We start from the raw sequence: 23,817 nt of genomic DNA on the forward strand, positions 1-23,817 counted from the left end.
CGTCTATCCACCTGGTACATCCGAACCGGGAAAGCGGTTGTTCCCCCGGGCACCAGGTGCTCATTCTGCACACCCACTGACGCTATCGCCGCGGATCCACACAATGAACCCTATGCACTCTATCAACTCGCCGGCTATTGGCGCCCAACGGTGAGGCACGCCCCAGAAAAATCCGGCAGAGAAATGAATCGAGGCGGAGGACCGACAACACGTAGACCGTGTCGAAAGTCCTCCGCCTCGGATCCCGATTACGAGCCGAGAACGGTGGCGGTGCCACCGGCGGCTTCGATCTTGCTCTTGGCGGAGCCGGAGAACTTGTGCGCGGACACCGTGACGGCGACCGACAGCTCTCCCTCTCCGAGAACCTTCACGAGTTCGTTCTTCCGAACCGCGCCCTTGGCGACGAGCTCGGCAACGCCGACCTGTCCACCCTCGGGGAACAACCGAGCAATATCGCAGACATTGACGATCTGGTACTCGATGCGATTGCGGTTCTTGAAGCCGCGAAGCTTCGGAAGACGCATGTGAATCGGCATCTGGCCACCCTCGAACGCCGCGGGGACGTTCTTGCGTGCCTTCGTGCCCTTGGTACCGCGACCGGCGGTCTTACCCTTCGAACCCTCACCGCGTCCGACGCGGGTCTTGTCCGTGTGGGCGCCATCCGCCGGGCGGAGGTGATGCAGCTTGATGGTCATGCTCACTCCGTCTCTTCAACCACAACGAGGTGGCTCACGACGTTGATCAGACCCCGGTTCTGCGCATTGTCCTCGCGGACAACCGACTTACGGATGCCCTTGAGACCCAGAGTGCGCAGGGAGTCCTTCTGATTCTGCTTGGTTCCGACGGTTCCGCGGACCTGCGTGATCTTCAGTGTTGCCATGGTTTAGGCCCCCTGTCCTGCGCGCGCACGCAGCATGCCTGCCGGTGCGACGTCCTCGATGGGGAGACCGCGGCGCGCCGCGACCTCTTCGGGACGGTGCAGGCCCTTGAGCGCGGCAACGGTGGCGTGAACCACGTTGATCGCGTTCGCCGAACCCAGCGACTTCGACAGGATGTCGCCGATGCCGGCGGCCTCGAGCACGGCACGAGCCGCACCACCGGCGATAACACCGGTACCCGGCGACGCCGGACGCAGGAGCACGACGCCGGCGGCGTCCTCACCCTGGACCGGGTGCGGGATGGTGGCACCGATCATCGGGACGCGGAAGAAGTTCTTGCGAGCCTCTTCGACGCCCTTCTGGATGGCCGCGGGAACTTCCTTGGCCTTGCCGTAGCCGACGCCGACCATGCCCTGTCCGTCGCCCACGATCACGAGAGCGGTGAAGCTGAAGCGACGACCACCCTTGACGACCTTGGACACACGGTTGATGGAGACGACCTTCTCGATGTAGTTCGAGCGCTCGTCCTCGGCGCGACCACCCTGGCGACGGTCGTCACGGCCACGGCCGCGGCCGCCCCGTCCTCCGTCGCGGTTGCCATCGCGGTTGTTGTTCTTGTTGTCGTCGGCGGGCCCGTTGCCGCCGTCACGACGCTGACGTCCCGGCATCAGACAGTCCTTCCGTTAGCGGTCATTGCGTTGAAATTCGTCATTAGAATCCCAGCCCACCTTCGCGGGCGGCGTCGGCGAGCGCCGCGATACGGCCGTGGTACTTGTTACCACCACGGTCGAACACGACGGCTTCGATGCCTGCGGCCTTGGCGCGCTCGGCCAGGAGCTGGCCGACCTTCGCGCTGCGGGCCTTCTTGTCACCGTCGACGGCCTGGACATCGGCCTCGAGGGTCGATGCGGCGGCGAGGGTGTGGCCACGCGAGTCGTCGATGATCTGGGCGTGGATGTGGCGCGAGGAGCGCTTGACGACCAGACGGGGACGAACGGCGGTGCCTTCGACCTTCTTGCGCAGACGGTTGTGGCGGCGCGCACGCGAGACGCGGCGTGCCGTCGACACATCGGTGCCGAGCGGAGTGCGCTTGTTCTCAGTGGAATTTGCCATGATTTACTTACCCGTCTTTCCGACCTTGCGGCGAACCTGCTCGCCGGCGTAGCGGATGCCCTTACCCTTGTACGGGTCGTGCTTGCGCAGGCGCTTGATGTTCGCGCAGACCTGGCCGACAAGCTGCTTGTCGATACCGGACACCGAGAACTTGGTGGCGCTCTCGACGGCGAACGTGATGCCCTGCGGGGCTGCGACCGGCACGCTGTGCGAGTAGCCGAGGTTGAACTCGAGGTCCTGCCCCTTGGCCAGCACGCGGTAACCGACGCCGAAGATTTCCATGTCCTGCTTGTAGCCCTCGGTGACACCGACGACCATGTTGTTCACGAGGGAACGGGTCAGGCCGTGGAGGGAACGCGATTCGCGCTCCTCGTCGGGGCGGGTGCAGACAACCTGGTTGTCTTCGACATTGACGTTGATCAGGCCCGGGAGCTCGCGGGAAAGCTCGCCCTTCGGACCCTTCACGGTGATGTGGCTGCCGTCGACCTTCACGTCCACGCCGGACGGGATGGTGATGGGAGCCTTACCGATACGTGACATTGAAAGGCCTCCTCTACCAGACGTAGGCGAGGACTTCCCCGCCCACACCCTTGTTCGTGGCCTGACGGTCCGTCAGCAGACCCTGCGACGTGGAGATGATCGCCACGCCGAGTCCGCCGAGTACCTTCGGCAGGTTGTCGGATTTCGCGTACACGCGCAGACCCGGCTTCGAGATACGGCGGATGCCGGAAATCGAACGCTGACGGGTGGGGCCGTACTTGAGCTCGATGCTGAGCTCCTTACCAACACGAGCATCGGTGACCTCGTACTCGGCGATGTAGCCCTCCTGCTTGAGGATCGCCGCGATGTTCGCCTTCAGCTTGGAAGACGGCATCTTCACGGTGTCGTGATGCGCGGAGTTCGCGTTGCGGACGCGCGTAAGCATGTCCGCGATAGGGTCTGTCATCGACATGCGATGGACCTATTCCTTTCTCGCAACGGTTCCCATGCAACACCGGGGGCGCTCGGCGACTTCGACGTCATAAACCAAAGGCTTTGTCCTATGACGTCGGAGGCACGCGATTCGCCTGGCGGTGGGCCTATAGCGAAGAGGTTCCATTAATACCTTGGGCTCCGTGAGGATTCACGGGCCCTGTCCCCCGGCTTGCGACATCAGAACCTGCCCGAAGGGGCTGGCCTGCGGCGTTCCGGGTACAGAATCGAGGGGTGGGATGGCCTCACGGGATCACTCCCGGCAGGACCCTGTCCGCCGCGACTCTTATCGGGTGAAGCTCCACGCACCAAGGCGCGCTGCATCCCCGATGGGACCTAACTACGCTAGCAACAAGGACCCGCAGCACCAAATCGAGCGACCAGCGCAAATATAGGGAGGAACGACCGTGAGCACGCAGACGGAAACCGAATCGGGCAAGGGCTACGCCGCGGCGGCGGACATCCTCGCGGACCTCGGTACCTCGCAGGGCGAGCGCGAGGAACTCTACAAATGGTTCCATCAGCACCCCGAACTCAGCCTCGCCGAGAACGAGACCTCGCAGCGCATCGTCGACACGCTGTCCGGATACGGGCTGTCCCCGAAGCGCGTTGGGGACACCGGCGTCGTCGCCGTCATCGCCAACGGGGAGGGGCCCGTCGTCGCGATGCGCGCGGACATCGACGCGCTTCCCGTGCGCGAGGCCTCTGGCAAGGATTACGCCTCTACCGCTACCGCCAAGGATGCGAGCGGCGAATCCGTTCCCGTCGCGCACGCGTGCGGCCACGACGTGCACATCGTCTCGCTGCTTGGCGCCTGCCAGGCGATGGCCGCGCACACCGATGCCTGGTCGGGAACCTTCGTCGCGGTGTTCCAGCCAGCGGAGGAGACCGCGGAGGGCGCCGACGCGCTCGTCGCCGCGGGCATCGCCGACGAGATCCCGACCCCGGACGTGTACTTCGGCCAGCACGTGCTGTCCTTCCTGCCCGGCGGGCACGTGGGCACGCAGGTCGGGCCGTCGTTCTCGACGTCCGAGCGCATCCGGGTCACGGTCCACGGGCACGGCACGCACGGCGCGATGGCCTACCTCGGCGTCGACCCCGTGGTCCTCGCGTCCTCGATCGTGATGCGACTGCAGACGATCGTCTCGCGCGAGATCGATTCGGCGCAGCAGGCCTCGGTCACCGTCGGCGCGCTGCGGGCGGGCTCGCGCGCGAACATCATCGCCGATTCCGCCGAGCTGCTCATCGACACGCGCGCGTATTCCACGGACGTACAGAAACAGATCCGCGAGGCCATAGAGCGGATCGTGCGCGCCGAGTGCGCCGCGTCGAATTCTCCGAAGGAGCCGGAGTTCGAGTATTACGAGCACTACCCCATCACCGATAATGACGCCGACGCCACCGGCCGGGTCCACGCCGCCTTCGACGCATACTTCGGCGACGAATCCGGCGAGCTCGGGCGCGTGCCGGCGTCCGAGGACTTCTCGATCGTCCCGGATTCGATGGGCGTTCCCTACACGTACTGGGGTCTTGGCGGATTCGCCGATACCTCGCGGGCCGTCGGCAATCACGACCCGGCGTTCGCCCCGGACCTGTGGCCGACGCTCGATCGCGGCGCCGAGGCGATCGTCGTCGCCGCCTGCGCCTGGCTCGCCTGAGCCGCCTCCGCTACAACCGTAGAGTCCAGCGCCAGCCGCGGCGGTGGAGGCCGAGCGCGTGCCCGGGCCCGGCGTCAACCCGGAAAAACGTCTGTGCAGGCGAGGACAGGCAATGGATGACGGCGGAGCGGAGCGTCGACGGGTGGGCGATGACCACGGCCGACCCCCGCTCCCCTTCGCCGAGCGCATCGAGCGCGGCGCCGATCCTTCCGCACGCCGCGGCGACGGTTTCACCGGCGTGGCCGCGGAATTCGGGGTCGGTGTTCCAGGAGTAGAGGTCCGCAGCGGGAATCTCGTCGACTCCCCTGCCCGCCCACTCGCCGAGATCGAGGTCCGCGAAGGATTCCTCGGCTTGAGCGTCGCCGTAGCCGAGAAGCTTCGCGGTCTGCTGCGCGCGCAGCTCCGGAGCGCACAGCACGAGCTGGCCCCCGGGTTCGCGAGGCAGCTCGCCGGAGTTTGCGAGGCGCTGCGCCGCCCCGCACCCTGCTCGGCTGAGCTCGTCGCGCGGCGCGGCGAAGCGTGCGGCGTGCGTCGCCTCGGTCGCCGCGTGCGCGATCAGCGTCAGCCGGAACACCATGAGACCGCTACCGCCTACGCGGCGACTACGGCACGCTCGCGCGAAGCGATCCCGCGCAGCGCGTCGATCTTCTTCGCCGCAAGGGTGAGCCCACCGGCGATCGAAGTGAAGATGATCGCCTGCGCGATGAGCGAGTAGAGGCGGAACTGATAAAGATCGTCGGCGTTGAAGCCCTCCAGGATGATGTGCCCTTCGGCGTCAACGACTGGCCCCGGGGTTTCGAACGAGGAGCCGCTTCCGGCATTGGCCTCGAGGGAGCCGAGCTGCGGCATGACGGCGTAGATGACGATCATGAGGACGATGACGACGCCCGCCGCGGCCCACATCGATCCCGCACCGAGGCGGGCGCGCAGCTTCTGCCGGACGAACACGCCGATGAGCACGGCGACGGCGCTGAGCACGATGAGCAGCAGGAACAGGCCGGTGCGCGCCTCGATGGTGTCGTCGTTGCCCACTGCCGGCGGGTTGGCCGGGTACTTGAGAGTGGGCAGCAGGTAGAACACGGCGAACGCGAGCCCGGAGACGGGCAGCGCGTAGCGCCCAGCGGCGGCGCCGGAGCGGTAGTGCATCCACAATGCGAATATGATGGCGGTGATCCCGCCCAGAGCGAGACCCAGCACGACCATGCCGGTGCCCGCGCCGAGCCCTTCCTGGATGCTGCGGGTGAACAGTTCGTCTTCCCCGCCGTGCGAGTGTCCGCCCGCCTCGTGAGTATGTTCGAGGGCTTCCATCGCCTCACTGCGTGCTTCCTCGTAATCGATGGCGCGGCCGATGATCGGTTCGGCCATGACGTACATGAAGATCCAGGCGATGAAGCCGCCGATGGCGCCGAAAAGAAGACCCCGCAGGGTCAGGATTTTTTCCATGGAATTGTCTTTCGCTCGTGTATGTCTCGGGGCGTGACTAGTGGCAGGGGAAGCCTGCGAAGTGGCGCGCGTCGTGGACGTACTCGTGGATGTGGGTGTCGGAGCCGAATACCGACACCGCCCCCTGGTCCACCCCGACGAAGTAGTACGCGAGGATGCACAGCGCGAACACGCCGATGAGGATGAGCGAAGACTTGACGTCGGTGCGGGCGACGGCGACGTCCTTGGATCCGGCCGAGGCGGTGGCGCCTTGTGGACCGGTAGAGCTGACTGAGGTCATGATCGACATTCTCCTTACCGGGTTACGCGCCCGGAACGTGGATGGGATTCGTTCTCAGGGCACCAGCTCTGGCTCGGCCCGTAGGCCTTACAGTGGCGCGACCGCCCTCGATTCGCACGAGGTTCCGGTGCCTTGAGACTTCTTTAAGTTAGCCCCGGCAAAAACGAAAGACAATAGGCTTTCCGTTCGGGATACCTTGGCCCAATGAATTCCTCCCCCGGAACATTGACCTTCGGCCGCCCGGCGCCCGGCCAGCCGCTGTTCGTCGTGGCCGCGCGGGCGGAGGCCACGGCCTTCGACCATGCGCTGCCCGTCCTCGTCACCGGCATCGGCAAGATCCGCTCGGCGGCTGCACTAGCCGCGTGCCTCGCGTCGTACGAAGCCGCGGGCGGGCTGCCGAGTGCGGTCGTCAATATCGGGACCGCCGGGGCGCTGCGCGGCCACATGCTCGGCGTCCACCGCGTCGAGACCGTGCTTCTCCACGATTTCTCGCACTTCGCCGTCAGGAAAATCACGGGCATGGACGAGTATCCGCCGCTACACGTAGGCCCGCGCGACGACGAGGGCTCCGAGGGAAAGCCAGGCGCGGCCACCGCCGCGCCCGGCAACGGTGTCGTGCTCGCAACGGGCGACACCTTTGTCGCCGATTCGGCGATGCGGGATGCACTCGCTGAGCACGCGGACCTCGTCGACATGGAGGGCTACGCGATCGCGCAGGTCGCGCACGATTTCGGCGTTCCGGTCGAACTCATCAAGCACGTGAGCGATGCCGCCGACGAAACCTCCGGGGACGTGTGGGCGGCTCGGGCCGCCGAACTCGCCGAGGAAATCGCAGGCCACGCCCGCTCACGCGCCTCGCGCTAGACCGCTCCCCGGGGCGAAATTGCAGCACAGCAATGTGCGCGGGTTCGCCGAGAGCGCACCAAGGCGCGCCGCAGCGGTGGCATCGTGGAAGATAGGGCGCTCGCAAGCGAAAAGATGCGGGCACCCCTATTACCTCAAGGAGCGTGCACTGCGATGAACCCAGGAAACTATCCAGGCGCGGACGATCCGCGCGGCGGCCCGAATTTCGGGGGCATGCGGTTCACCGGTATCAGCTTCGGCGGCTTCGGCAACCTCCGCGATTCCGGCGTGCTCGGCGAGCGAGCGCAGCGTTTCCTGCGCCATTCATGGAAGCTGATTCTAGGCCTTGGTATCACGAGCCTGCTCGCCGGGCTGCTCCTGCTCGTGTGGCCGGGCCAGACCACGCTCGTCGTCGCGCTGCTGTTCGGCATCTACCTCATCGTCGCAGGACTGGGACAGATCGGCGTCGGTTTCGCGCTTAACTTCTCCACCACTGCGAAGGTGCTCACCATCGCGGCTGGCGCGCTCTCGCTCATCGCCGGGATCCTCTGCGTGGCCAATGGCGACATGGCGATCAGCCTGCTCGGTGCGTTCCTCGGCGTCATCTGGCTGTTGTTCGGCATCGCCCGCCTCGCGACACTCCCCCGCCCCGGCTTTACCGGCCGCACCACGGCCCTCGTCTCGGGAATCGCCTCGCTCATTGGCGGCCTCGTACTGCTGGTCAGCCCGATCGGTTCGGTGCTCGTACTCGCCATGGTCACCGGCGCCTTCATGATCGCGTTCGGCGTACTCGCCATCGTCCAGGCGAACGCGCTGCGCAAGTCGCTACAACGCTTCTAGCCGAGCGGGCACAGGGTCCGCCCGGAAAAAAGAAACTCCGCCGTCATACCCGAAACAAATCCCGGTATGACGGCGGAGTTCGCTTTACGCTCGGACCGTGCCGAGGCGCCTTCTTACTTCTCCTTGAAGGGGAAGCCGATGTGGCGCAGGAGGGCGCGGCCCTCGTCGTTGTTCGTCGCGGTGGTCACGACGGTGATGTCCATGCCGCGGGGTCGATCGATCTTGTCGATGTCGATCTCGTGGAACATGGACTGCTCGGTGAGGCCGAAGGTGTAGTTACCGTGGCCGTCGAACTGCTTGCCCGAGAGTCCGCGGAAGTCGCGGATGCGGGGAAGCGCGACCGTGGTGAGACGGTCGAGGAATTCCCACATGCGGTCGCCACGCAGGGTGACGCGCACACCGATCGGCATGCCCTCGCGCAGCTTGAACTGTGCGATCGACTTGCGGGCGCGGCGGATCTCCGGCTTCTGACCCGTGATGAGGGTCAGGTCGTTGATCGCGCCGTTGATGAGCTTGGCATCGCGGGCGGCGTCGCCGACGCCCATGTTGACGACGACCTTCGTGATACCGGGAACCTGCATCACGTTGGTGTAGGAGAACTCGTCCTGCAACTTCGTGCGGATCTCGTTCTTGTACTGCGTCTTCAGACGCGGGATGTACTTTTCGGGAGCGGTCATGGCTTACAGGTCCTTCCCGGTCTTGCGCGAGATACGGACACGCTTGCCGTTCTCGTCGGTGCGGGTGCCAACACGGGTCGGGGTACCGTCGGCGTCCACGACCATCACGTTCGAGACGTGGATCGGGGCCTCCTGGGTAACGATGCCGCCCGAGGATGCGCCGCGCTCTGCTGCAGAGTCGGCGACGTGCTTCTTGATGCGGTTAACGCCCTCGACGAGGACACGCTCGGCCTTCGGGTAGGCTTCGATGACCTTGCCCTTGGCACCCTTGTCCTTGCCGGAGATAACCAGCACGGTGTCTCCCTTATGTACCTTCATTAGAGCACCTCCGGAGCAAGCGAGACGATCTTCATGAAGCGCTTCTCGCGCAGCTCGCGGGCCACGGGGCCGAAGATGCGCGTTCCTCGCGGATCGTTGTCGTTCTTGATGATGACGGCGGCGTTTTCGTCGAACTTGATGTACGAACCATCGTTGCGGCGGCGCTCCTTGGCGGTGCGCACGATAACGGCCTTGACGATGTCGCCCTTCTTGACGTTGCCGCCGGGGATGGCGTCCTTGACAGTGGCGACGATGACGTCACCAATGCCTGCGTAGCGGCGCTTCGAGCCACCGAGGACACGGATGCAGAGGATTTCCTTCGCACCGGTGTTATCGGCGATCTTCAGCCGCGATTCTTGCTGAATCACTGGAGATACTCCTGACTGACCTAGCTATATGGAATGTGCACCGGATTACCGACCCGAGTACACGCGGTCATTGCCGCCTGCGGACACACCTGTATAGGGACGCCGCAGACAACTTCTCAATATTAGGGCCCGCGGGGGTGGATCCCCAAATCGATGCGGCCTTTTCGGCGATTACGGGTTAGTCTCCAAAGAACACGTTTTAATAACGATTTAATTGTTGACAGTTATCTCGTTCATGTCAGTCGCGAAAGGTTACCTCGGATAATGGCTCGAACCGCCCGCAAGTCCATGGCCCGAACTTTAGGAACATCTCTACTAGCCACGGCAGCGATCGGTGCTCTCGTCGCGACGACCGCCGGCGCATTGGGCGTATCCGAGGCCTCGGCACAGTCGAGCAATTCGGGAGATTCGCTCAACCTCCCGCCGCTGAGTTCCGGTCCCGCGGGGTCGGTCGAGTCCGCCGAGACCATTGCCCGGTCCAGCCTTGGTCTGATCGCCAACGGTTCCCTGCTCAATTCCGACGCGCCGACCCTTGCTCCCCTGTCGACCGGCGTCGCACCGCTGAGCACCGCGTCGATGTCAGGTCCCGCCGGCAGCCTCGTCACCCCCGCACTCATGGGTTCGACGCTCGCGATGTCGCTCATCCCCGTCGGTTCGCTCGCCTCGGGCACCCAGATCCTCGGCACCCTTCTCGGCCCGGACGCCGTGACCCGCGGCGTCGGCTCGCTCACTGGCCCCGGTTACGCCGTGCCGAAGCCGAACCCGGACATCACCGAGACCAAGGTAGTGAGAAAGAAGACCGAGTCGAATCCCAACGTGCGTGACGGCCTCGAGGTCTGGACTGTGTCGTCGGCGAAAATGCAGCGCGAGGTCGATGTCGAGGTCTACCTCCCCACCGACGAGTCCAAGCAGCAGGACGCCAACGTCCTCTATTACCTCGACGGCGTCGACACGCTCAATCCCTCGGGCTTCCGCACGCTGACCAGCGGCCCGAACCGGGTGCGCGACGCCAACGTCATCGGCGTCGCGCCGACCGGCGCACCCGGTTCGAACTGGACCGAGTGGAATCAAGACGACCCGCACCTGGGCCGGAACAAGTGGGACACCTTCCTCACCGAGGAGTTCCCTCAAATCCTCGACGAGGAGGTCGGTAAGAACGAGGACCGCAAGTACGGCGTGACCGGTGTATCCATGGGCGCCGGTTCCGCGCTGCAGGTCGCCGCTGCCAAGCCGGGCTTCTTCGCCACGGCCGGCGGCGTGTCCGGCTGCTATAGCACCACGAGCGACCTCGGGTACGAGACGCTCCGACTGAGCATCGAGACCCGCGGAGGCAACATGACGAACATGTGGGGCCCCCGTAACGCGCCGGAGTGGCAGGCCCGCAACCTCCCGGACCACCCCGAGAAGCTGCAGGGCACGAAGGTCTTCATGTCCGCGGCAACCGGCGCCATCGGCGCCGAGGACGCCAAGCGATACGGCAGTGATCCCGGCGTGCTGTTCTCCGGCTATGTGCTCGAGGCCGGCACTCGCGAATGCACCAACCAGATGGACTCGGCCCTCAAGGGTGCGGGCGTGGAGCACGAGACATTCCTCATGCCGACCGGGGTGCACAACTGGTCGACGTTTACCCCCGGCTTCGATAAGGCGATGGACTACATGCTTCCGGAGCTCGCCCAGCCGTAGTTCTCAGCACCGAGCGTCAAGACGAAAGCCGCCGCCCGCAAAAAAGTGGGCGGCGGCTTTCGTTGCTGTTGCGGGTGAATGTCACCGGCGGAACGTCGAGGGGCGCGGCACGTTGCGGAGGTTCGAGCGGGCCAAGTCGATCATCCGGCCGACGCCGCCTTCGAGGACGGTGCGGGAGGCGGCGCGGGCGAAGCCGCTGACTTGCTCGAGGGAGATCTCCGGCGGGATGGACAGCGCGTTCGGGTCGGTGACGACGTCGACGACCGCCGGGCCATCGTGGGCGAGGGCCTTTTTGATGGCGGGGCGGATCTCGTCCGGCCGGGTGACACGGAACGATTCGATGCCGCAGGCCTTGGCGATTGCCGCGAAATCCACCTCCGAGTGGTCGGTGCCCCTGTCCGGGAAGCCCTCCACGAGCATTTCGAGCTTGACCATGCCGAGCGAGGAGTTGTTGAACACGACCGCCTTGAGGGGCAACTCGTGGAGCGACACGGTGAGTAGCTCGCCGAGCAGCATCGAGAGCCCGCCGTCACCGCACATGGCCACGACCTGCCGGTTGCGATCGGCCGCCTGTGCACCGATGGCCTGGGGAAGGGCGTTCGCCATGGTCCCGTGGCGTAGGGAGGCGAGCAGCGCACGACCGGGACCCGGGGTGATGTAGCGGGCGTGCCATACGTTGCACATCCCGGTGTCCGCGGTGAACACGGCGTCTTGCGATGCCTCTTCGTCGAGGATCCGGGCGACGTACTCCGGGTGGATCGGCACCATGTCCTCTACGTTTGTCGTGTACGCCTCGATCACGTGCTCGAGGTTGGATGCGTGCTTCTTCAGCATCGCATCGAGGAAGGACGAATCGTCCTTCGCGTCGAGGAGCGGGAGAAGCGCGTCGATGGTGGCGCCGACATCGCCGTGGACCGGAAAATCGACCTTCGTTCGGCGCCCGATGTGCGCTCCGTTGATGTCGACCTGCGCGGTCGGGATGCTCGGCAGGAACTCGTTGTATGGGAAATCGGTGCCCAGAAGGATGAGGAGCTCGGCTTCGTCGAACGCCTCGTCGCAGGCGCCGTAGCCGAGAAGACCGGACATTCCGACGTCATACTTATTGTCGTATTGCAGGTACTGTTTACCGCCATAGGCGTGGCCGACCGGAGACTTGATCTTCTCCGCGAGCGCGTAGACCTGCGCGCACGCGTCCTTGCAGCCGGCGCCGCCGAACAGCGTGATCTTCCGGGCGCCGTTGATGGCGTCGGCGAGAGCGTGAAGCTCCGGGTCCGCCGGGACCGCGAGCGGCACCGAGGTGGTGTAGCGGGAGCGAAGCTGGGGTTCGTCGTGCGCGGGTTCCTTGGCGAGGTCGCCGGGGATGACGACGACGGACACCCCTCCACCGGCGAGCGTCGATTGCAACGCGTTGTGGAGGATTCTCGCTCCCTGCTGCGCCGAGTTGACCATCTCGCAGTATCCCGAGCACTCCTGGAACAGTGCCTCCGGGTGGGTTTCCTGGAAGAACTGGGAGCCGATCTGCAGGCTGGGGATGTGCGAGGCGATGGCGAGGACCTTGGCCCCGTTGCGATGCGAATCGTAGAGGCCCTGCACGAAGTGCGTGTTGCCGGGTCCGCACGAGGCGGCGCAGACGGCGAGCTTCCCGGTGACCAGTGATTCGGCTCCGGCCGCGAAGGCTGCGGCTTCCTCATTGCGCACGTGCACCCACGTGATCGAGGAATCGGCAAGTGCGTCGACGATCGGGTTGAGGCTGTCGCCGACGATCCCGAAAATCCTCTCGACCCCCTGTGCTTCGAGAGTCTCGACGAGCTGCTTGGCGTAGGTCTTGGCCATAGGAGTCCTTCCGGAAGCGTTCGTCGTGCCGCGGCGGCCGGAGCTGCGCCGCAGCTAGGTCTGACCCCAACGTACGCCTACTGCGCGAGATGCAGGAGGAACTCGATCGCGCCCGAGTCCTCAACCTCGACGAAGCCGAGGTTCGGGGCGTCTAGGCCGAAGTCGGCCCACGTGATGGGCACTGTGCCTGCGACCTCGAGCCGACCGTTTCGCGAAGCTACTTCTAGCGTCGCCATCACGGGTCGGGTCTCCGCGCCGAGAGTGAGATCTCCGGACACATCGATGGTGGACGGCGATTCACCGACCGCGCCAAGGTCGATCGGTTCGGTGATCGTGAACGTCGAAACCGGGTGCTCCTCGACATCGAGTGCGTCGCGGAAGTACGCGTCCCGGCGGCCATTGTCGGTGGCGACGGTGGCCATGTCGACCTCGATGGTGGCGTCGGAAACGGCCTCGCCTGCGACGCTGGCCTGGCCGGTCACTTCTTGGGTGCGGCCCACGACCGTCACCGGTTCTCCGCGCAGGATCTCGTCCACCCGGTAGCCGGCGTATGACTCCGGCCCGACCGTCCACTCCCCTTCGGCGACATCGACGCCCTCTCCACTGCCGCTATCTCCGCCCGTTCGGTCTTGTATTTCGCCCGCGAGAGTGGGCGCGGCCTCGTCCGAGGACGCGAAGTTCGAGTACACGCGGGGCCCGACCATGAGGGCCGCGACGAGGAGAATGATTGCGAGCAGAGCGGCGACGGCCCACCGCTTGCCCTTCCTGGGCCCCCGTACCTCGGCGCGGTCGGTAACAGGAGATTCGGGCATGTCGGCTTCCGTTCTGTTGACGAGACTCCAACATACCAAGCGTGCCCTAAGTAGCCATGCCACCTGAACGAAAGTAGGTGGATCTACTGGGGGTCGACTGAGGAGCCTCGCTATTTGGGATGCGGAAGCGGATCATGGAAGTACACCTTCCGGCTAGTGAAAAGGGAGGACCGGATGAACACCACGAATTACGTCGCCCGAGTGGACGTGTACACCCCTCGCGATGAGAACGAGTTGGTCGTCATCGCGATCGAGGCGGAAAGCGCTGATCGCTCGTTCGAAATCCGCGCGCCGTACGAGTCCGTCTCCGATTACGTCGTCGTGAACACCGACGGCGTGGTCGTCGAAGGTGGAATCGCGGCCTTCGGGCTTGACGACCGAACGCTCACCTTCGAATTCTCCAGTGCCGCGGCCGGCGAACTCGGCTTGCCGCAGTCGGTGGCCCTCGAGGTCGACGGTACTGAGGAAGAGATCGCCTCGGCGAGCACCTGGATCACCGAAATGCTCGAGGACGTCGAAGCGCGAACGGCGTGAGGTCATAAGAAAAGCTCCCCCCGGCGTCATCACATTGATGACGGCGGAGGGAGCCTGATCCGGACTGCAGGCCAGCGGCCTGCGGTGCGGCGTTCTTACTTCGCGCGCTCGACGATCTCTACCAGGCGGTAGTGCTTCGAGGCGGAAAGCGGGCGGGTCTCCATGATCCGCACGCGGTCGCCGATGCCGGCGTCGTTGGTCTCGTCGTGCACCTTGACCTTGGTCGTGCGACGCATGATCTTGCCGTAAAGGGCGTGCTTGACACGGTCCTCCAGCTCGACCACGATCGTCTTCTCCATCTTGTCGGAGACGACGTAGCCCATGCGCACCTTACGAGCATTGCGCTCTTCAGTGGTGGTCATTTTCTCCTCGCTCATTAGCTCTCACCCGGCTCCGCCGACAGGCCGAGCTCGCGCTCGCGCATGACGGTGTAGATGCGGGCAATGTCGTGGCGCACGACCCGCAGGCGGCGGTTGTTGTTCAGCTGCCCGGTCGCAAGCTGGAAGCGCAGGTTGAACAGCTCTTCCTTGGACTCCCGCAGGCGCTCGGTGAGAGTCGCGGCGTCGAGCTCGCGCAGCTCGGGGGCGGTGGTTCCGCTAGCCATTAGAACTGCTCCTCTCGCGTAACGATACGGGTCTTGCAGGGGAGCTTGTGCTGCGCGCGGCGAAGGGCCTCGCGAGCCGTCTCCTCGTTCGGGTACGTCATCTCGAACAGGATGCGTCCGGGCTTGACGTTTGCGACCCACCACTCGACGGAACCCTTACCGGAGCCCATTCGGACTTCGGCCGGCTTCTTGGTGAGCGGGCGATCCGGGAAGATGTTGATCCACACCTTGCCACCGCGCTTGATGTGGCGGTTGATGGCAATACGCGCGGACTCGATCTGCCGGTTGGTGATGTAGGCGGGCTCGAGAGCCTGGATGCCGTAGTCACCGAAGGTCACCTTGGTGCCACCCTTGGACTGACCCTTGCGGGACGGGTGGTGCTGCTTGCGGTGCTTGACGCGCTTCGGGATAAGCATTGCGTCTAGCCCTCCTTGGTCTCGGCCGGGGCCTGCTCCGCGCTCGACTTGGCGCGTGCGGTCTCGGTGCTCGTGGCCGTGGTGCCCTGGGCACCGCTGCGGCGCGGGCGACCGGCACCGCGCTCGCGGCGCGGACGGTCGTTACGGCCACCGGCCGGCTGGTTGTACTGATCCGACTCGCGGCGTCCACCGACGACATCGCCCTTGTAGATCCACACCTTGACGCCGATGCGACCGAAGGTCGTACGGGCCTCGAAGGTGCCGTAGTCGATCTCTGCGCGAAGCGTGTGCAGCGGGACGCGGCCCTCGTGGTAGCGCTCCGAACGGGACATCTCGGCGCCGCCGAGACGGCCGGAACACATGACCTTGATGCCCTTTACCTGCGGCTGACGCATGGCCGACTGGATGGCCTTGCGCATGGCGCGACGGAAAGCGACGCGGTTGGCGAGCTGCTCCGCGATTCCCTGAGCGACGAGCTGTGCGTCGGCCTCGGTGTTCTTGACCTCGAGGATGTTCAGGTGAACCTGCTTACCGGTGAGCTTCTCCAGTTCGCCACGAAGGCGATCGGCCTCGGCGCCGCGGCGACCGATGACGATACCCGGGCGGGCCGTGAAGATGTTCACCGTGACGCGCTCGTCACGACGCTCGATCTCCACGTTGGAGATGCCGGCCCGCTCGAGGTTGTTCGAGAGCAGGTCGCGGATCTTGATGTCCTCTGCGACGAACGACGCGTACTGCTTGTCTGCGTACCAGTGCGACGTCCAGTTAGAGGTGATTCCCAGGCGGAAGCCGTGGGGATGGATTTTCTGGCCCACTACTGAGCACCTCCCTTACGGCCATTACCCTCGATCGCTTCGCGAGTGGTGACCTCGATGGTGATGTGGCTCGTGCGCTTACGCACACGGAAAGCACGACCCTGAGCACGCGGGCGGAAACGCTTGAGGGTCGGGCCCTCGTCCGCGTATGCAGTGGTCACAACCAGGGTCCGGGGATCCAGGTTGAAGTTGTTCTCCGCGTTCGCGATCGCGGACTCGAGAACCTTGGCGACCGGCTCGGATGCCGACTGCGGGGCGAAGCGCAGGATGTCCAGCGCTTCCTTGGTGCCCTTGCCGCGGATCAGGTCGACGACGCGGCGAGCCTTCATCGGCGTCACGCGAACGAACTTGGCGGTGGCCCGTGCCGAAGTGCGGGCCTCATTGGCGGTGGTTTCAGTGCTCATCGACGCTTCGCCTTTCGGTCGTCCTTGATGTGACCCTTGAACGTGCGGGTCGGCGCGAACTCTCCGAGCTTGTGGCCGACCATCGAGTCGGACACGAACACCGGCACGTGCTTGCGTCCATCGTGGACAGCAAAGGTGTGGCCGATGAAATCGGGCAGGATGGTCGAGCGACGGGACCAGGTCTTGATGACCTGATGCGTGCCCTTGTCGTTCTGAGCGTCCACCTTGGCAAGGAGGTGCTCGTCTACGAACGGACCCTTCTTAAGACTGCGGGGCATTCTGGTTTCCCTCCTTAACGCTTCTTACCGGTGCGACGACGACGGACAATCATGTTGTCGCTCGCCTTCTTGGGCTTACGGGTGCGGCCTTCAGGCTGACCCCACGGGCTGACCGGGTGGCGGCCGCCGGACGTCTTGCCTTCACCACCGCCGTGCGGGTGGTCGACCGGGTTCATGACGACACCACGGACGGTCGGGCGAACGCCCTTCCACCGCATGCGGCCGGCCTTACCCCAGCTGATGTTGATCTGCTCGGCGTTGCCGACCTCACCGAGAGTGGCGCGGCAACGGATGTCGACGCGACGCATCTCGCCGGAAGGCAGACGCAGCACTGCGTACGGGCCTTCCTTACCGAGAAGCTGGACGCTCGCACCGGCGGAGCGGGCCATCTTGGCGCCGCCGCCCGGGCGCAGCTCCACGGCGTGCACGATGGTGCCTGCCGGGATGTTGCGCAGCGGGAGGTTGTTGCCGGTCTTGATGTCCGCGCCGACACCGGACTCCACGATCGTGCCCTGCTTGAGGCCACGGGGAGCGATGATGTAGCGCTTCTCGCCGTCTGCGTAGTGCAGGAGCGCGATGTTCGCGGTGCGGTTCGGGTCGTACTCGATGTGAGCGACCTTGGCCGGCACGCCGTCCTTGTCGTTACGACGGAAGTCGATGACGCGGTAGGCGCGCTTGTGGCCACCACCCTTGTGACGGGTCGTGATCCGGCCGTGGCCGTTACGTCCGCCGGACTTGCTCAGCGGCCGAACGAGCGACTTCTCGGGCTCGGTGCGGGTGATCTGGTCGAACGTCGAAACGCTCGAGCCACGACGACCGGGGGTCGTCGGCTTGTACTTACGGATAGCCATTCGTATCTCGTCCTTAAGCTACTTACGAGCCGGTTACACCGCTTACGCGGTGAGCCCCGGGATCTCGATGGGCTTGCTGTCGGCCGCGAGGGTCACGATGGCGCGCTTGGTGTCCTTGCGCTTGCCGTAACCGAAGCGAGTTCGCTTGCGCTTGCCCTGGCGGTTGGCGGTATTCACAGATGCGACCGTGACACCGAAGATTTCTTCGATGGCGATCTTGATCTGCGTCTTGTTCGAAGCCGGGTCCACGAGGAACGTGTACACGTTCTGCTCGAGGAGACCGTAGGCCTTCTCAGAGACGACCGGGGCGATGATCACGTCCCGGGGATCGGCGACGGTGCTCACTTGGCAGCCTCCTTAGCGGACGAGCCGGCGAGCTGGCGCTGGGCCTGCTCGACGTAGGCGTGGAAAGCCTCGACCGTGAACACGACATCGTCGGCGTTAAGCACGTCGTAGGTGTTCAGCTGGTCCGGCGCGATCGGATGAACGTTATCCAGGTTCGCCACGCTCTTCCACGCGGCGATGTCCTCGCGGCCGACGACCAGAAGGGTCTTCTTCCGCTCGGAAAGCGAGGCCAGCAGCTTGCGGACACCGGCCGTGGAGGGCTTCTGCCCCTCGACGATCTCGGTGAACACGAAGAGACGATCGTTGGCGACGCGGTCGCTCAGCGCGGAGCGGAGTGCGGCGGCGATCATCTTCTTCGGGGTGCGCTGCGCGTAATTGCGCGGCTGCGGGCCGTGCACGGTGCCACCACCGGTGTAGTGGGGTGCGCGGATCGAGCCCTGGCGGGCGCGGCCGGTGCCCTTCTGGCGGAACGGCTTGCGGCCACCGCCGGCAACGTTGCCGCGGGTCTTGGTGGCGTGCGTGCCCTGGCGGGCCGCGGCCAGCTGGGCCACGACGACCTGGTGCATGAGCGGCAGGTTCGGCTCGACGCCAAAGATGGCGGCCGGGAGCTCAACCTTGCCGTCCGTGCTACCCGCAGGGGTACGGACGTCGAGGGAAAGGTTCACTGCATTCTCCGTTGCGGTCATGCGTGAGCACCGCCCTTCACTGCGTTGCGAACCGTCACGAGGCCGCCGTTGCGGCCCGGGATAGCGCCCTTGATAAGGAGGACGCCGGCGTCGGCGTCAACCTTGTGGAGCTTGAGGTTCTGGGTGGTCACTCGGTCGTTGCCCATACGGCCGGACATGCGCATGCCCTTGAACACGCGACCCGGGAAGGACGCGCCGCCGATGGAGCCCGGCATACGGTGCGTCGCCTGGTTACCGTGGGAAGCTCCCTGACCGGCGAAGCCGTGACGCTTCATGGTGCCGGCGTAGCCCTTGCCCTTGGAGGTGCCGGTGACGTCGACGAACTTGATGTCCTCGAAGATGTCGACACCCAGCTCCTGGCCCACCTCGTAGGCAGAAGCTGCCTCGGCGGACGGCAGACGCAGTTCGGACACGTGACGGCGCGGGGTGGCGCCGGCCTTCTCGAACTGGCCCGTCTCGGGCTTGTTCACGCGACGCGGGTCGATGGCGCCAAACGCGATCTGAATGGCGTTGTAGCCATCGATTTCTTCGGTACGGATCTTGGTCACCACGCACGGACCGGCCTTGATGACGGTCACCGGGACGACCCGATTGTTCTCGTCAAAGACCTGGGTCATGCCGAGCTTGGTGCCCAAGAGGCCCTTGATCTCGGAATTACTCATTGTTTACTGTCTCCGCTGCACAGATAGGTCGGCGAATAAATCACTGAATGTTGACGTCGACGCTGCCCGGCAGGTCGATTCGCATAAGTGCGTCCACGGTCTTCGGCGTGGGATCGAGAATGTCGATCAGACGCTTGTGGGTGCGCATCTCGAAGTGCTCGCGCGAGTCCTTGTACTTGTGCGGCGAGCGGATTACGCAGTAGACGTTCTTCTCGGTGGGCAGCGGCACCGGGCCGACAACACGCGCACCGGTACGGGTCACTGCATCAACGATGATGCGTGCCGACTTATCGATGGCTTCGTGGTCGTAGGCCTTGAGCCGGATGCGGATCTTTTGTCCCGCCACTTGGTCCTCTTCTTCTCCCTGCCCCCGGATTCCCGAGAGCAGATGTTGGTCCTTTGTTGTCGTGGCCGAATCGAAGTGGTTTCCCACTCGACTCGACAACGCCAGGTTCATCGGTGCTTCGTCTTGGGTGAACCGTTTGCCGTGACGCAGACACAAAGTCAGCAATGGCGAAGGATCTCTCCCAGAGGACGCAGCAAAAACCTCGTGTGGCACCCTCCGAAGAGAGATAACCAGTGGTTCTCACCGATCCGCTGCCGCTGTGAATGTGTCACGACTTGGTCCACGCGGTCGGGCGTGTCGCCTTCCCGCTTTTGCGGCAAACGAAATTCCTAGGAGTTTCGTCTGCCACTCGTCGTGCTCGCCCCGCCATCGTGCCCCGCGTACGGCCGTTTTGGACGCACGCGTATGGGTCACCATGTCGAGGCAACTTGATTAGTATGCACCAGCCGCAGATCGAGGGCAAATCGGCCCAACTTCGGATTCTGTGGCGTTCCTCTCCCGCTCTCGCCCGTGCGGCGCCACCTGTTATCGCACTCGTCGCCTGCGCCGAGCCCCCGCGCGCATGTTGCCGAATGGCAGTGCATGGTTTCTACATTCGCAGTAATGTCATAGACAAGGTGTCCTGGCGCCAACATTGTGCGACCAGCTAGCCTTGTTGTCCCGAAACACGCACTCCCACAGTCGATCTCCCAAGGAGTTCAGATCATGGCAAATAATCAGAACGCATCCGGCTCGCAGTCGAGCGGCGCGAACGCGGACGCAGGCAAGGCCGCCTCGACATCGACATCGGAGGGAGCTCTCGACACCACTCGCGGCAACACCACGATCGCCGACGTCGTCGTTTCCAAGATCGCCGGGATCGCCACGCGCGAGGTCGGTGGGGTGCATGACGTCGGAGGAGGCCCTGCTCGCATGGTCGGTGTCCTCCGCGAGCGCATCCCCGGCGCGCGCACGAACGTCAGCCAGGGCGTCTCGGTCGAGGTCGGCGAACGACAGGCTGCCGTCGACGTCAGTCTCATCGCCGAGTACGGCGTGGCGATCCACGAGCTCGCCGAGGCGGTACGGCAGAACATCATCGCCGCGGTCGAGGGCATGACCGGCCTTGAGATGACCGAGGTCAACGTCGAGATCACCGACGTCTACCTGCCGGGTGAGGACGACGAGGACGACGATGCCGATCAGCAGAAGACGCAGTCGCTCGAAACGCGCTCGCGCGTTCAGTAGTCACTGAGCCGTCGAAACGACAGTCGATATGACCCACCCACACCACGCACGAAACACCGGCCAGGTGCGCCGCGTCGTCACGCCCGCGCAGGCAGGGCGACTCTCCGTTTCCGGAGCGAGTGGCGCACCGACGGCCTCGAAGGTACGGACGCCGGCGCAGGTTAACGCCGAGGCGGCGCATCTGGCGGCCGAGACGATCTCCGGCGTGCCGGGGATTGTTCGTGTCATCAGCCCGTTTCTGTCCGCGCACTCTCCTCGCTCTGTCGGCGAGCCGCGCGTAGAGGTCCGCGGGGATAGGCTCCGTGCCTCCGTCGTCATCGATGGGCAGCGTCCCATTCCGGAGGTCGAGCGGGACGTGCGGTCGGCGCTTGCACGTCAGTGGGAGGGCGAACTCGATTTGGTGTTCGCCGACCTCGAGCTTCCGGACGAACCGGCCGAGGATGAGTAGCGATGGCCGAACAGCGAAGTAGCTCGGGACGGACGCCGAAGGACGAGTCGGCGTATCGCAGGGATCGGCGCGCCGCCGTCCTCGCCCACCACCCGGATCACGGCGGATCCGCCGACGCGCTGATCGAGGCGCTGGAAGCGGTCGACCGCAAGCACGGGTTGACCCCGGACCGAGACAAGGCGAAGGCCGCCTCCGAGCAGTCGTTCGACCAGGCGCTCGCGGTCGTCGTCACGGCCGCCGCCGGGATCGTGGCCGTCGGGGCATCGTTGGCGCTATCCATCGCGTCGCGAAAACGATAGTCGCTAGGAAGAATCACCAGACCATGTTCAAAGCACCGGGAGAGACCATGAAATACACCGCAATCTGCGCGGTGATCGGGCTTTTGCTCGCGATCGCCGGGATCATCGGCGGCGTCGGCGCCTTCGTGTTTGCGCTTCTGCTCGCCGTCATCGGTGGCGTCGCCGGAGCTCACCTCGACGGCCTGATCGATCTGTCCGCGGTGGTCCGCGGGCGTGGCCGTGGATAGCTCGACGGCCGGCGCCGACGAGGGAACCAACTGGGACGTCGAACGCTCGGCGACCGATCGAGGATCCACCGAAGCTTCCACCCGTTCGCTACGGCGCGTGGTGAGGCAGGCCGCGCTGTCGGTCTCCGGGTCCATCGAACACACATCGGGACTCAATCGGCTCACCGGCCGCTCGTATCCGCGCGTCGAGGTCGGAACCGGACGCGACCGCGTCAGCGCGGAGGTCCATATCGCCGCGATGTGGCCGGCTCCGATCACCGAGCTCGCAACGTCGGTACGCAGTGCGATCCGCGAGGTTCTCAAGGCGCACACTGCCGCCGAGAGCATCCAGGTCGATGTCCACGTCGGCGCTGTCGTGCCTGGCCAGACAGTGCTCGACGATGTTGCGCTGCCGCTTTCCGAGCCGGTCACCTCTTCACGCCTGGCCCCGCGGCCGGCGGTGATGCCCAGTCCTCACGCGGCGAAGGCGCCCGCGACGCCGCGTCCGAAGCAGCTGCACACCCCGGAGGTCTCGGAGCTGCATTTCCGTTCGCCGCGTATCCCGGTACCGGCGAAGGTGGCATCGGTGTCCGCGCCGACCCGTACCAAGGTCGACGTCCCGTCGGCGCCCGAGCGGCCGCCACTGTTCGTCCCGCAGGCTCCGCCTCCCCCGCCGGTACGACACCCGAACATCGACCTCGCCGAGGAACGACGCCGAAAAGGGGGACGGAAATGAATGACGACTCCACCGCCGCGTCCGATTCGGCCACCACCGACGAGGACAGCCGCATCACCTTCACCCCAGGTGGAAAGATCGGCCAGACATCAACGATCTACACCAACGAGGAGCTCGCCACCGCGCCCAACGCTGTGACGGTCGGGCGGGAGCCGCGACGGGCGCCCGCAGCCAGGCCTGTCCTCGTGCTTCTCTCGCTCGCCCTGCTGGGGCTCGCGGGTTTCGCCGGATACGAGCTGTACGCCACCCTGCGCGAGGGCTGGACCCCGATCCTCGGGCCGTGGGTCGAGAACGGACTCGACGGGCCACTGTCCTGGCGCCCACTCCCCTGGGTCGCTGGCGCGGTTGCCGTGCTCGGGCTATTGATGTTGATTTCCGCCCTCCGCCGCCGTCAACGTTCCCATGTCGGATACGGCGAGGACTCCGCGCTCTGGCTGACCCCGACGTCCATCGCCCGGCTGTGCTCGCAGCACGCCGGCCGCGTCTCCGGGGTCACCGGATGCACCACGGTCGTCGGCCGCAAGAAGGTCGTCGCCAACGTGCACGCCGGCGGTCGAGACCTGTCGGACGTGGAATTGGCCGTCCGGCAGGAACTCGCGCCGATCGTCGGCTCGCTCGCGGGAAACAAGACACTTGTCGTTCGTACTCGGGGAGGTGAAAGCCGATGACTACTCGCGCTTCCGTCCTCACACGTCTGACCGTCATCGTCTTCTCGCTGATCATTCTGGCGGCGGGTCTTGCGCTCCTCGCGTGGCACTTCGACGTGGCCGACGTTCGGGATCGCTTGACCGGCGGTCCCGTCCCCGACGTCACCGCATGGCCGGAGGCCAACTGGTGGCCCTGGGCGCTGGGCATCACGTGCGCGGTAGCCGCAGTCGTCGCACTCTCCAGCCTGTTTGGTCTCGCCGCACGGCACGGTATCGGCACCTGGGTGCTTGACGGCGCATCCCCGTCGGGTGAGCTGAGCGCCGACGTCCACGCCGTCGCCAGCGCCACCGCGCAATCCTTCACCCGGATCGAGGGCGTTCGTAAGGCAAGCCATCGGGTTCACGAACGCGAAGGCGTGCCAACGATGGAGATCACGTTGCGTTGCGCCCCTTCGGTGGCGCTCGACCGAGTCGAAAAGGCCGCCCGCATCAACGGCGCGGTGCTCGCTAAGTCCTTCGACAAGCCGCACCTGGCGCAACGCGTGTTCGTGCGAATCGAGAAGGCCGCGCGCGAGCAGTAGCGCACGTTGGCGGGCCG

The 23,817-nt window shown here is 65.3% G+C and carries 37 protein-coding genes; 12 read left to right on the forward strand and 25 right to left on the reverse strand.

Translation table 11 applies throughout. The annotated features are described in order from the left end of the window. Positions 1-248 precede the first annotated feature (248 nt). Genes rplO through rpsH form a run of 6 tightly spaced genes read right to left on the reverse strand, consistent with a single transcriptional unit; the run spans position 249 to position 2,943 of the window. On the reverse strand, positions 249-695 hold the full coding sequence (gene rplO / locus BJL86_RS11865) for a 50S ribosomal protein L15 (protein WP_067475899.1): 447 nt from the start codon (positions 693-695) through the stop codon (positions 249-251). Between the two features lie 2 nt (positions 696-697). Next, entirely contained in the window at positions 698-880 is a 183-nt protein-coding gene (gene rpmD, locus BJL86_RS11870) for a 50S ribosomal protein L30 (RefSeq protein WP_067475896.1), read from the reverse strand. Positions 881-883: 3 nt separating this feature from the next. Beyond that, entirely contained in the window at positions 884-1,546 is a 663-nt protein-coding gene (gene rpsE / locus BJL86_RS11875) for a 30S ribosomal protein S5 (RefSeq protein WP_067475893.1), read from the reverse strand. A 43-nt stretch (positions 1,547-1,589) separates the two neighbouring features. Continuing rightward, positions 1,590-1,991: a 50S ribosomal protein L18 gene (gene rplR / locus BJL86_RS11880; protein ID WP_067475890.1), complete on the reverse strand. Its 402-nt coding sequence runs from the start codon at positions 1,989-1,991 to the stop codon at positions 1,590-1,592. Between the two features lie 3 nt (positions 1,992-1,994). Further along, positions 1,995-2,531, reverse strand: coding sequence for a 50S ribosomal protein L6 (gene rplF / locus BJL86_RS11885; protein WP_067475887.1), 537 nt, complete (start codon positions 2,529-2,531; stop codon positions 1,995-1,997). A 13-nt stretch (positions 2,532-2,544) separates the two neighbouring features. Next, entirely contained in the window at positions 2,545-2,943 is a 399-nt protein-coding gene (gene rpsH / locus BJL86_RS11890) for a 30S ribosomal protein S8 (RefSeq protein ID WP_067475884.1), read from the reverse strand. 427 nt (positions 2,944-3,370) lie between these two features. On the opposite strand from rpsH, the gene BJL86_RS11895 reads away from it, so the two are divergent. Beyond that, the gene (locus tag BJL86_RS11895) at positions 3,371-4,621 is read left to right on the forward strand and encodes an amidohydrolase (RefSeq protein ID WP_067475881.1); all 1,251 of its coding nucleotides are present in this window, start codon (positions 3,371-3,373) and stop codon (positions 4,619-4,621) included. Between the two features lie 10 nt (positions 4,622-4,631). Here the strand turns inward: BJL86_RS11895 and BJL86_RS11900 are convergent, their stop codons facing one another. From BJL86_RS11900 to BJL86_RS16825, 3 genes are read right to left on the reverse strand one after another with little or no spacing between them, the layout of a single operon-like run. Then, positions 4,632-5,198 carry a histidine phosphatase family protein gene (locus BJL86_RS11900; protein WP_067475878.1) on the reverse strand — a complete coding sequence of 189 codons (567 nt, stop codon included), beginning with the start codon at positions 5,196-5,198 and terminating at the stop codon, positions 4,632-4,634. Positions 5,199-5,212: 14 nt separating this feature from the next. Continuing rightward, positions 5,213-6,064 (reverse strand): CbtA family protein, encoded by an 852-nt coding sequence (locus tag BJL86_RS11905; protein ID WP_067475875.1) that lies wholly within the window; start codon positions 6,062-6,064, stop codon positions 5,213-5,215. A gap of 37 nt (positions 6,065-6,101) precedes the next feature. After that, positions 6,102-6,344, reverse strand: coding sequence for a CbtB domain-containing protein (locus BJL86_RS16825; RefSeq protein WP_082908592.1), 243 nt, complete (start codon positions 6,342-6,344; stop codon positions 6,102-6,104). A 204-nt stretch (positions 6,345-6,548) separates the two neighbouring features. Here BJL86_RS16825 and BJL86_RS11915 point away from each other — a divergent pair, with 204 nt between their 5' ends. Further along, positions 6,549-7,208 (forward strand): nucleosidase, encoded by a 660-nt coding sequence (locus BJL86_RS11915; protein ID WP_067475872.1) that lies wholly within the window; start codon positions 6,549-6,551, stop codon positions 7,206-7,208. A 153-nt stretch (positions 7,209-7,361) separates the two neighbouring features. Beyond that, positions 7,362-8,027, forward strand: coding sequence for an HdeD family acid-resistance protein (locus BJL86_RS11920; RefSeq protein ID WP_067475869.1), 666 nt, complete (start codon positions 7,362-7,364; stop codon positions 8,025-8,027). 113 nt (positions 8,028-8,140) lie between these two features. Here the strand turns inward: BJL86_RS11920 and rplE are convergent, their stop codons facing one another. From rplE to rplN, 3 genes are read right to left on the reverse strand one after another with little or no spacing between them, the layout of a single operon-like run. Continuing rightward, positions 8,141-8,704 carry a 50S ribosomal protein L5 gene (rplE, locus tag BJL86_RS11925; RefSeq protein ID WP_067475865.1) on the reverse strand — a complete coding sequence of 188 codons (564 nt, stop codon included), beginning with the start codon at positions 8,702-8,704 and terminating at the stop codon, positions 8,141-8,143. A gap of 3 nt (positions 8,705-8,707) precedes the next feature. Continuing rightward, on the reverse strand, positions 8,708-9,022 hold the full coding sequence (gene rplX / locus BJL86_RS11930) for a 50S ribosomal protein L24 (RefSeq protein ID WP_067475862.1): 315 nt from the start codon (positions 9,020-9,022) through the stop codon (positions 8,708-8,710). After that, complete coding sequence (rplN, locus tag BJL86_RS11935) at positions 9,022-9,390, reverse strand: 50S ribosomal protein L14 (protein WP_067475859.1); 369 nt, start codon at positions 9,388-9,390, stop codon at positions 9,022-9,024. The genes rplX and rplN overlap by 1 nt, the downstream gene beginning before the upstream one ends. Positions 9,391-9,654: 264 nt before the next feature. On the opposite strand from rplN, the gene BJL86_RS11940 reads away from it, so the two are divergent. Beyond that, positions 9,655-11,073 carry an alpha/beta hydrolase gene (locus tag BJL86_RS11940; RefSeq protein WP_075844992.1) on the forward strand — a complete coding sequence of 473 codons (1,419 nt, stop codon included), beginning with the start codon at positions 9,655-9,657 and terminating at the stop codon, positions 11,071-11,073. An 81-nt stretch (positions 11,074-11,154) separates the two neighbouring features. Here the strand turns inward: BJL86_RS11940 and BJL86_RS11945 are convergent, their stop codons facing one another. Together BJL86_RS11945 and BJL86_RS11950 are read right to left on the reverse strand one after the other, a co-directional pair. After that, the gene (locus tag BJL86_RS11945; RefSeq protein WP_067475853.1) at positions 11,155-12,906 is read right to left on the reverse strand and encodes a pyruvate dehydrogenase; all 1,752 of its coding nucleotides are present in this window, start codon (positions 12,904-12,906) and stop codon (positions 11,155-11,157) included. A gap of 77 nt (positions 12,907-12,983) precedes the next feature. Next, entirely contained in the window at positions 12,984-13,718 is a 735-nt protein-coding gene (locus tag BJL86_RS11950) for a YceI family protein (protein WP_082908587.1), read from the reverse strand. Positions 13,719-13,892: 174 nt separating this feature from the next. Between BJL86_RS11950 and BJL86_RS11955 the strand changes: the two genes are divergently transcribed. Next, positions 13,893-14,252: a hypothetical protein gene (locus tag BJL86_RS11955; RefSeq protein ID WP_067475850.1), complete on the forward strand. Its 360-nt coding sequence runs from the start codon at positions 13,893-13,895 to the stop codon at positions 14,250-14,252. Between the two features lie 95 nt (positions 14,253-14,347). Here BJL86_RS11955 and rpsQ read toward each other — a convergent pair whose 3' ends face one another. From rpsQ to rpsJ, 11 genes are read right to left on the reverse strand one after another with little or no spacing between them, the layout of a single operon-like run. Next, the gene (gene rpsQ / locus BJL86_RS11960) at positions 14,348-14,629 is read right to left on the reverse strand and encodes a 30S ribosomal protein S17 (RefSeq protein WP_067475847.1); all 282 of its coding nucleotides are present in this window, start codon (positions 14,627-14,629) and stop codon (positions 14,348-14,350) included. Further along, positions 14,629-14,856, reverse strand: a complete 228-nt coding sequence (gene rpmC / locus BJL86_RS11965) for a 50S ribosomal protein L29 (RefSeq protein ID WP_067475844.1) — start codon at positions 14,854-14,856, stop codon at positions 14,629-14,631. The genes rpsQ and rpmC overlap by 1 nt, the downstream gene beginning before the upstream one ends. Beyond that, the gene (gene rplP / locus BJL86_RS11970; protein ID WP_067475841.1) at positions 14,856-15,272 is read right to left on the reverse strand and encodes a 50S ribosomal protein L16; all 417 of its coding nucleotides are present in this window, start codon (positions 15,270-15,272) and stop codon (positions 14,856-14,858) included. Before rplP ends, rpmC begins: the two co-directional genes overlap by 1 nt. Positions 15,273-15,277: 5 nt before the next feature. Beyond that, complete coding sequence (rpsC, locus tag BJL86_RS11975; RefSeq protein ID WP_067475838.1) at positions 15,278-16,087, reverse strand: 30S ribosomal protein S3; 810 nt, start codon at positions 16,085-16,087, stop codon at positions 15,278-15,280. Beyond that, positions 16,087-16,491, reverse strand: coding sequence for a 50S ribosomal protein L22 (gene rplV / locus BJL86_RS11980; protein ID WP_067475835.1), 405 nt, complete (start codon positions 16,489-16,491; stop codon positions 16,087-16,089). Before rplV ends, rpsC begins: the two co-directional genes overlap by 1 nt. Next, complete coding sequence (gene rpsS / locus BJL86_RS11985; protein WP_067475832.1) at positions 16,488-16,769, reverse strand: 30S ribosomal protein S19; 282 nt, start codon at positions 16,767-16,769, stop codon at positions 16,488-16,490. The genes rplV and rpsS overlap by 4 nt, the downstream gene beginning before the upstream one ends. A gap of 14 nt (positions 16,770-16,783) precedes the next feature. Next, positions 16,784-17,620: a 50S ribosomal protein L2 gene (gene rplB / locus BJL86_RS11990; protein WP_067475829.1), complete on the reverse strand. Its 837-nt coding sequence runs from the start codon at positions 17,618-17,620 to the stop codon at positions 16,784-16,786. Between the two features lie 42 nt (positions 17,621-17,662). Continuing rightward, positions 17,663-17,965 (reverse strand): 50S ribosomal protein L23, encoded by a 303-nt coding sequence (gene rplW, locus BJL86_RS11995; protein WP_067475826.1) that lies wholly within the window; start codon positions 17,963-17,965, stop codon positions 17,663-17,665. After that, positions 17,962-18,651, reverse strand: coding sequence for a 50S ribosomal protein L4 (gene rplD / locus BJL86_RS12000; protein WP_067475824.1), 690 nt, complete (start codon positions 18,649-18,651; stop codon positions 17,962-17,964). The genes rplW and rplD overlap by 4 nt, the downstream gene beginning before the upstream one ends. Then, positions 18,648-19,313, reverse strand: coding sequence for a 50S ribosomal protein L3 (gene rplC, locus BJL86_RS12005; protein WP_067475821.1), 666 nt, complete (start codon positions 19,311-19,313; stop codon positions 18,648-18,650). The genes rplD and rplC overlap by 4 nt, the downstream gene beginning before the upstream one ends. 40 nt (positions 19,314-19,353) lie before the next feature. Beyond that, on the reverse strand, positions 19,354-19,659 hold the full coding sequence (gene rpsJ / locus BJL86_RS12010) for a 30S ribosomal protein S10 (protein WP_067475988.1): 306 nt from the start codon (positions 19,657-19,659) through the stop codon (positions 19,354-19,356). Between the two features lie 705 nt (positions 19,660-20,364). Here rpsJ and BJL86_RS12015 point away from each other — a divergent pair. From BJL86_RS12015 to BJL86_RS12045, 7 genes are read left to right on the forward strand one after another with little or no spacing between them, the layout of a single operon-like run. Next, the gene (locus tag BJL86_RS12015) at positions 20,365-20,883 is read left to right on the forward strand and encodes an Asp23/Gls24 family envelope stress response protein (protein WP_067475818.1); all 519 of its coding nucleotides are present in this window, start codon (positions 20,365-20,367) and stop codon (positions 20,881-20,883) included. A gap of 28 nt (positions 20,884-20,911) precedes the next feature. After that, on the forward strand, positions 20,912-21,331 hold the full coding sequence (locus BJL86_RS12020) for a hypothetical protein (protein WP_067475815.1): 420 nt from the start codon (positions 20,912-20,914) through the stop codon (positions 21,329-21,331). Positions 21,332-21,333: 2 nt separating this feature from the next. Beyond that, positions 21,334-21,630, forward strand: a complete 297-nt coding sequence (locus BJL86_RS12025; RefSeq protein WP_067475812.1) for a hypothetical protein — start codon at positions 21,334-21,336, stop codon at positions 21,628-21,630. A gap of 47 nt (positions 21,631-21,677) precedes the next feature. Next, the gene (locus BJL86_RS12030; RefSeq protein ID WP_067475984.1) at positions 21,678-21,857 is read left to right on the forward strand and encodes a DUF2273 domain-containing protein; all 180 of its coding nucleotides are present in this window, start codon (positions 21,678-21,680) and stop codon (positions 21,855-21,857) included. Continuing rightward, entirely contained in the window at positions 21,844-22,572 is a 729-nt protein-coding gene (locus BJL86_RS12035) for an Asp23/Gls24 family envelope stress response protein (RefSeq protein WP_067475809.1), read from the forward strand. Before BJL86_RS12030 ends, BJL86_RS12035 begins: the two co-directional genes overlap by 14 nt. Then, entirely contained in the window at positions 22,569-23,240 is a 672-nt protein-coding gene (locus BJL86_RS12040) for a DUF6286 domain-containing protein (RefSeq protein WP_067475807.1), read from the forward strand. The genes BJL86_RS12035 and BJL86_RS12040 overlap by 4 nt, the downstream gene beginning before the upstream one ends. Then, positions 23,237-23,800: a hypothetical protein gene (locus BJL86_RS12045; protein ID WP_067475804.1), complete on the forward strand. Its 564-nt coding sequence runs from the start codon at positions 23,237-23,239 to the stop codon at positions 23,798-23,800. The genes BJL86_RS12040 and BJL86_RS12045 overlap by 4 nt, the downstream gene beginning before the upstream one ends. Positions 23,801-23,817: the final 17 nt, after the last annotated feature.

Origin of the sequence: Dietzia timorensis (assembly GCF_001659785.1) — a bacterium.
Taxonomy (GTDB): domain Bacteria; phylum Actinomycetota; class Actinomycetes; order Mycobacteriales; family Mycobacteriaceae; genus Dietzia; species Dietzia timorensis.

Excerpts from the sequence above, each read along its gene's own strand:
- rplO (WP_067475899.1), bottom strand. The coding sequence starts at position 695 with ATGACCATCAAGCTGCATCACCTCCGCCCGGCGGATGGCGCCCACACG.
- rpmD (WP_067475896.1), bottom strand. The coding sequence starts at position 880 with ATGGCAACACTGAAGATCACGCAGGTCCGCGGAACCGTCGGAACCAAG.
- rpsE (WP_067475893.1), bottom strand. The coding sequence starts at position 1,546 with ATGCCGGGACGTCAGCGTCGTGACGGCGGCAACGGGCCCGCCGACGAC.
- rplR (WP_067475890.1), bottom strand. The coding sequence starts at position 1,991 with ATGGCAAATTCCACTGAGAACAAGCGCACTCCGCTCGGCACCGATGTG.
- rplF (WP_067475887.1), bottom strand. The coding sequence starts at position 2,531 with ATGTCACGTATCGGTAAGGCTCCCATCACCATCCCGTCCGGCGTGGAC.
- rpsH (WP_067475884.1), bottom strand. The coding sequence starts at position 2,943 with ATGTCGATGACAGACCCTATCGCGGACATGCTTACGCGCGTCCGCAAC.
- BJL86_RS11900 (WP_067475878.1), bottom strand. The coding sequence starts at position 5,198 with ATGGTGTTCCGGCTGACGCTGATCGCGCACGCGGCGACCGAGGCGACG.
- BJL86_RS11905 (WP_067475875.1), bottom strand. The coding sequence starts at position 6,064 with ATGGAAAAAATCCTGACCCTGCGGGGTCTTCTTTTCGGCGCCATCGGC.
- BJL86_RS16825 (WP_082908592.1), bottom strand. The coding sequence starts at position 6,344 with ATGACCTCAGTCAGCTCTACCGGTCCACAAGGCGCCACCGCCTCGGCC.
- BJL86_RS11915 (WP_067475872.1), top strand. The coding sequence starts at position 6,549 with ATGAATTCCTCCCCCGGAACATTGACCTTCGGCCGCCCGGCGCCCGGC.
- BJL86_RS11920 (WP_067475869.1), top strand. The coding sequence starts at position 7,362 with ATGAACCCAGGAAACTATCCAGGCGCGGACGATCCGCGCGGCGGCCCG.
- rplE (WP_067475865.1), bottom strand. The coding sequence starts at position 8,704 with ATGACCGCTCCCGAAAAGTACATCCCGCGTCTGAAGACGCAGTACAAG.
- rplX (WP_067475862.1), bottom strand. The coding sequence starts at position 9,022 with ATGAAGGTACATAAGGGAGACACCGTGCTGGTTATCTCCGGCAAGGAC.
- BJL86_RS11940 (WP_075844992.1), top strand. The coding sequence starts at position 9,655 with ATGGCTCGAACCGCCCGCAAGTCCATGGCCCGAACTTTAGGAACATCT.
- BJL86_RS11945 (WP_067475853.1), bottom strand. The coding sequence starts at position 12,906 with ATGGCCAAGACCTACGCCAAGCAGCTCGTCGAGACTCTCGAAGCACAG.
- BJL86_RS11950 (WP_082908587.1), bottom strand. The coding sequence starts at position 13,718 with ATGCCCGAATCTCCTGTTACCGACCGCGCCGAGGTACGGGGGCCCAGG.
- BJL86_RS11955 (WP_067475850.1), top strand. The coding sequence starts at position 13,893 with ATGAACACCACGAATTACGTCGCCCGAGTGGACGTGTACACCCCTCGC.
- rpsQ (WP_067475847.1), bottom strand. The coding sequence starts at position 14,629 with ATGAGCGAGGAGAAAATGACCACCACTGAAGAGCGCAATGCTCGTAAG.
- rpmC (WP_067475844.1), bottom strand. The coding sequence starts at position 14,856 with ATGGCTAGCGGAACCACCGCCCCCGAGCTGCGCGAGCTCGACGCCGCG.
- rplP (WP_067475841.1), bottom strand. The coding sequence starts at position 15,272 with ATGCTTATCCCGAAGCGCGTCAAGCACCGCAAGCAGCACCACCCGTCC.
- rplV (WP_067475835.1), bottom strand. The coding sequence starts at position 16,491 with ATGAGCACTGAAACCACCGCCAATGAGGCCCGCACTTCGGCACGGGCC.
- rpsS (WP_067475832.1), bottom strand. The coding sequence starts at position 16,769 with ATGCCCCGCAGTCTTAAGAAGGGTCCGTTCGTAGACGAGCACCTCCTT.
- rplB (WP_067475829.1), bottom strand. The coding sequence starts at position 17,620 with ATGGCTATCCGTAAGTACAAGCCGACGACCCCCGGTCGTCGTGGCTCG.
- rplD (WP_067475824.1), bottom strand. The coding sequence starts at position 18,651 with ATGACCGCAACGGAGAATGCAGTGAACCTTTCCCTCGACGTCCGTACC.
- rplC (WP_067475821.1), bottom strand. The coding sequence starts at position 19,313 with ATGAGTAATTCCGAGATCAAGGGCCTCTTGGGCACCAAGCTCGGCATG.
- BJL86_RS12015 (WP_067475818.1), top strand. The coding sequence starts at position 20,365 with ATGGCAAATAATCAGAACGCATCCGGCTCGCAGTCGAGCGGCGCGAAC.
- BJL86_RS12020 (WP_067475815.1), top strand. The coding sequence starts at position 20,912 with ATGACCCACCCACACCACGCACGAAACACCGGCCAGGTGCGCCGCGTC.
- BJL86_RS12025 (WP_067475812.1), top strand. The coding sequence starts at position 21,334 with ATGGCCGAACAGCGAAGTAGCTCGGGACGGACGCCGAAGGACGAGTCG.
- BJL86_RS12030 (WP_067475984.1), top strand. The coding sequence starts at position 21,678 with ATGAAATACACCGCAATCTGCGCGGTGATCGGGCTTTTGCTCGCGATC.
- BJL86_RS12040 (WP_067475807.1), top strand. The coding sequence starts at position 22,569 with ATGAATGACGACTCCACCGCCGCGTCCGATTCGGCCACCACCGACGAG.
- BJL86_RS12045 (WP_067475804.1), top strand. The coding sequence starts at position 23,237 with ATGACTACTCGCGCTTCCGTCCTCACACGTCTGACCGTCATCGTCTTC.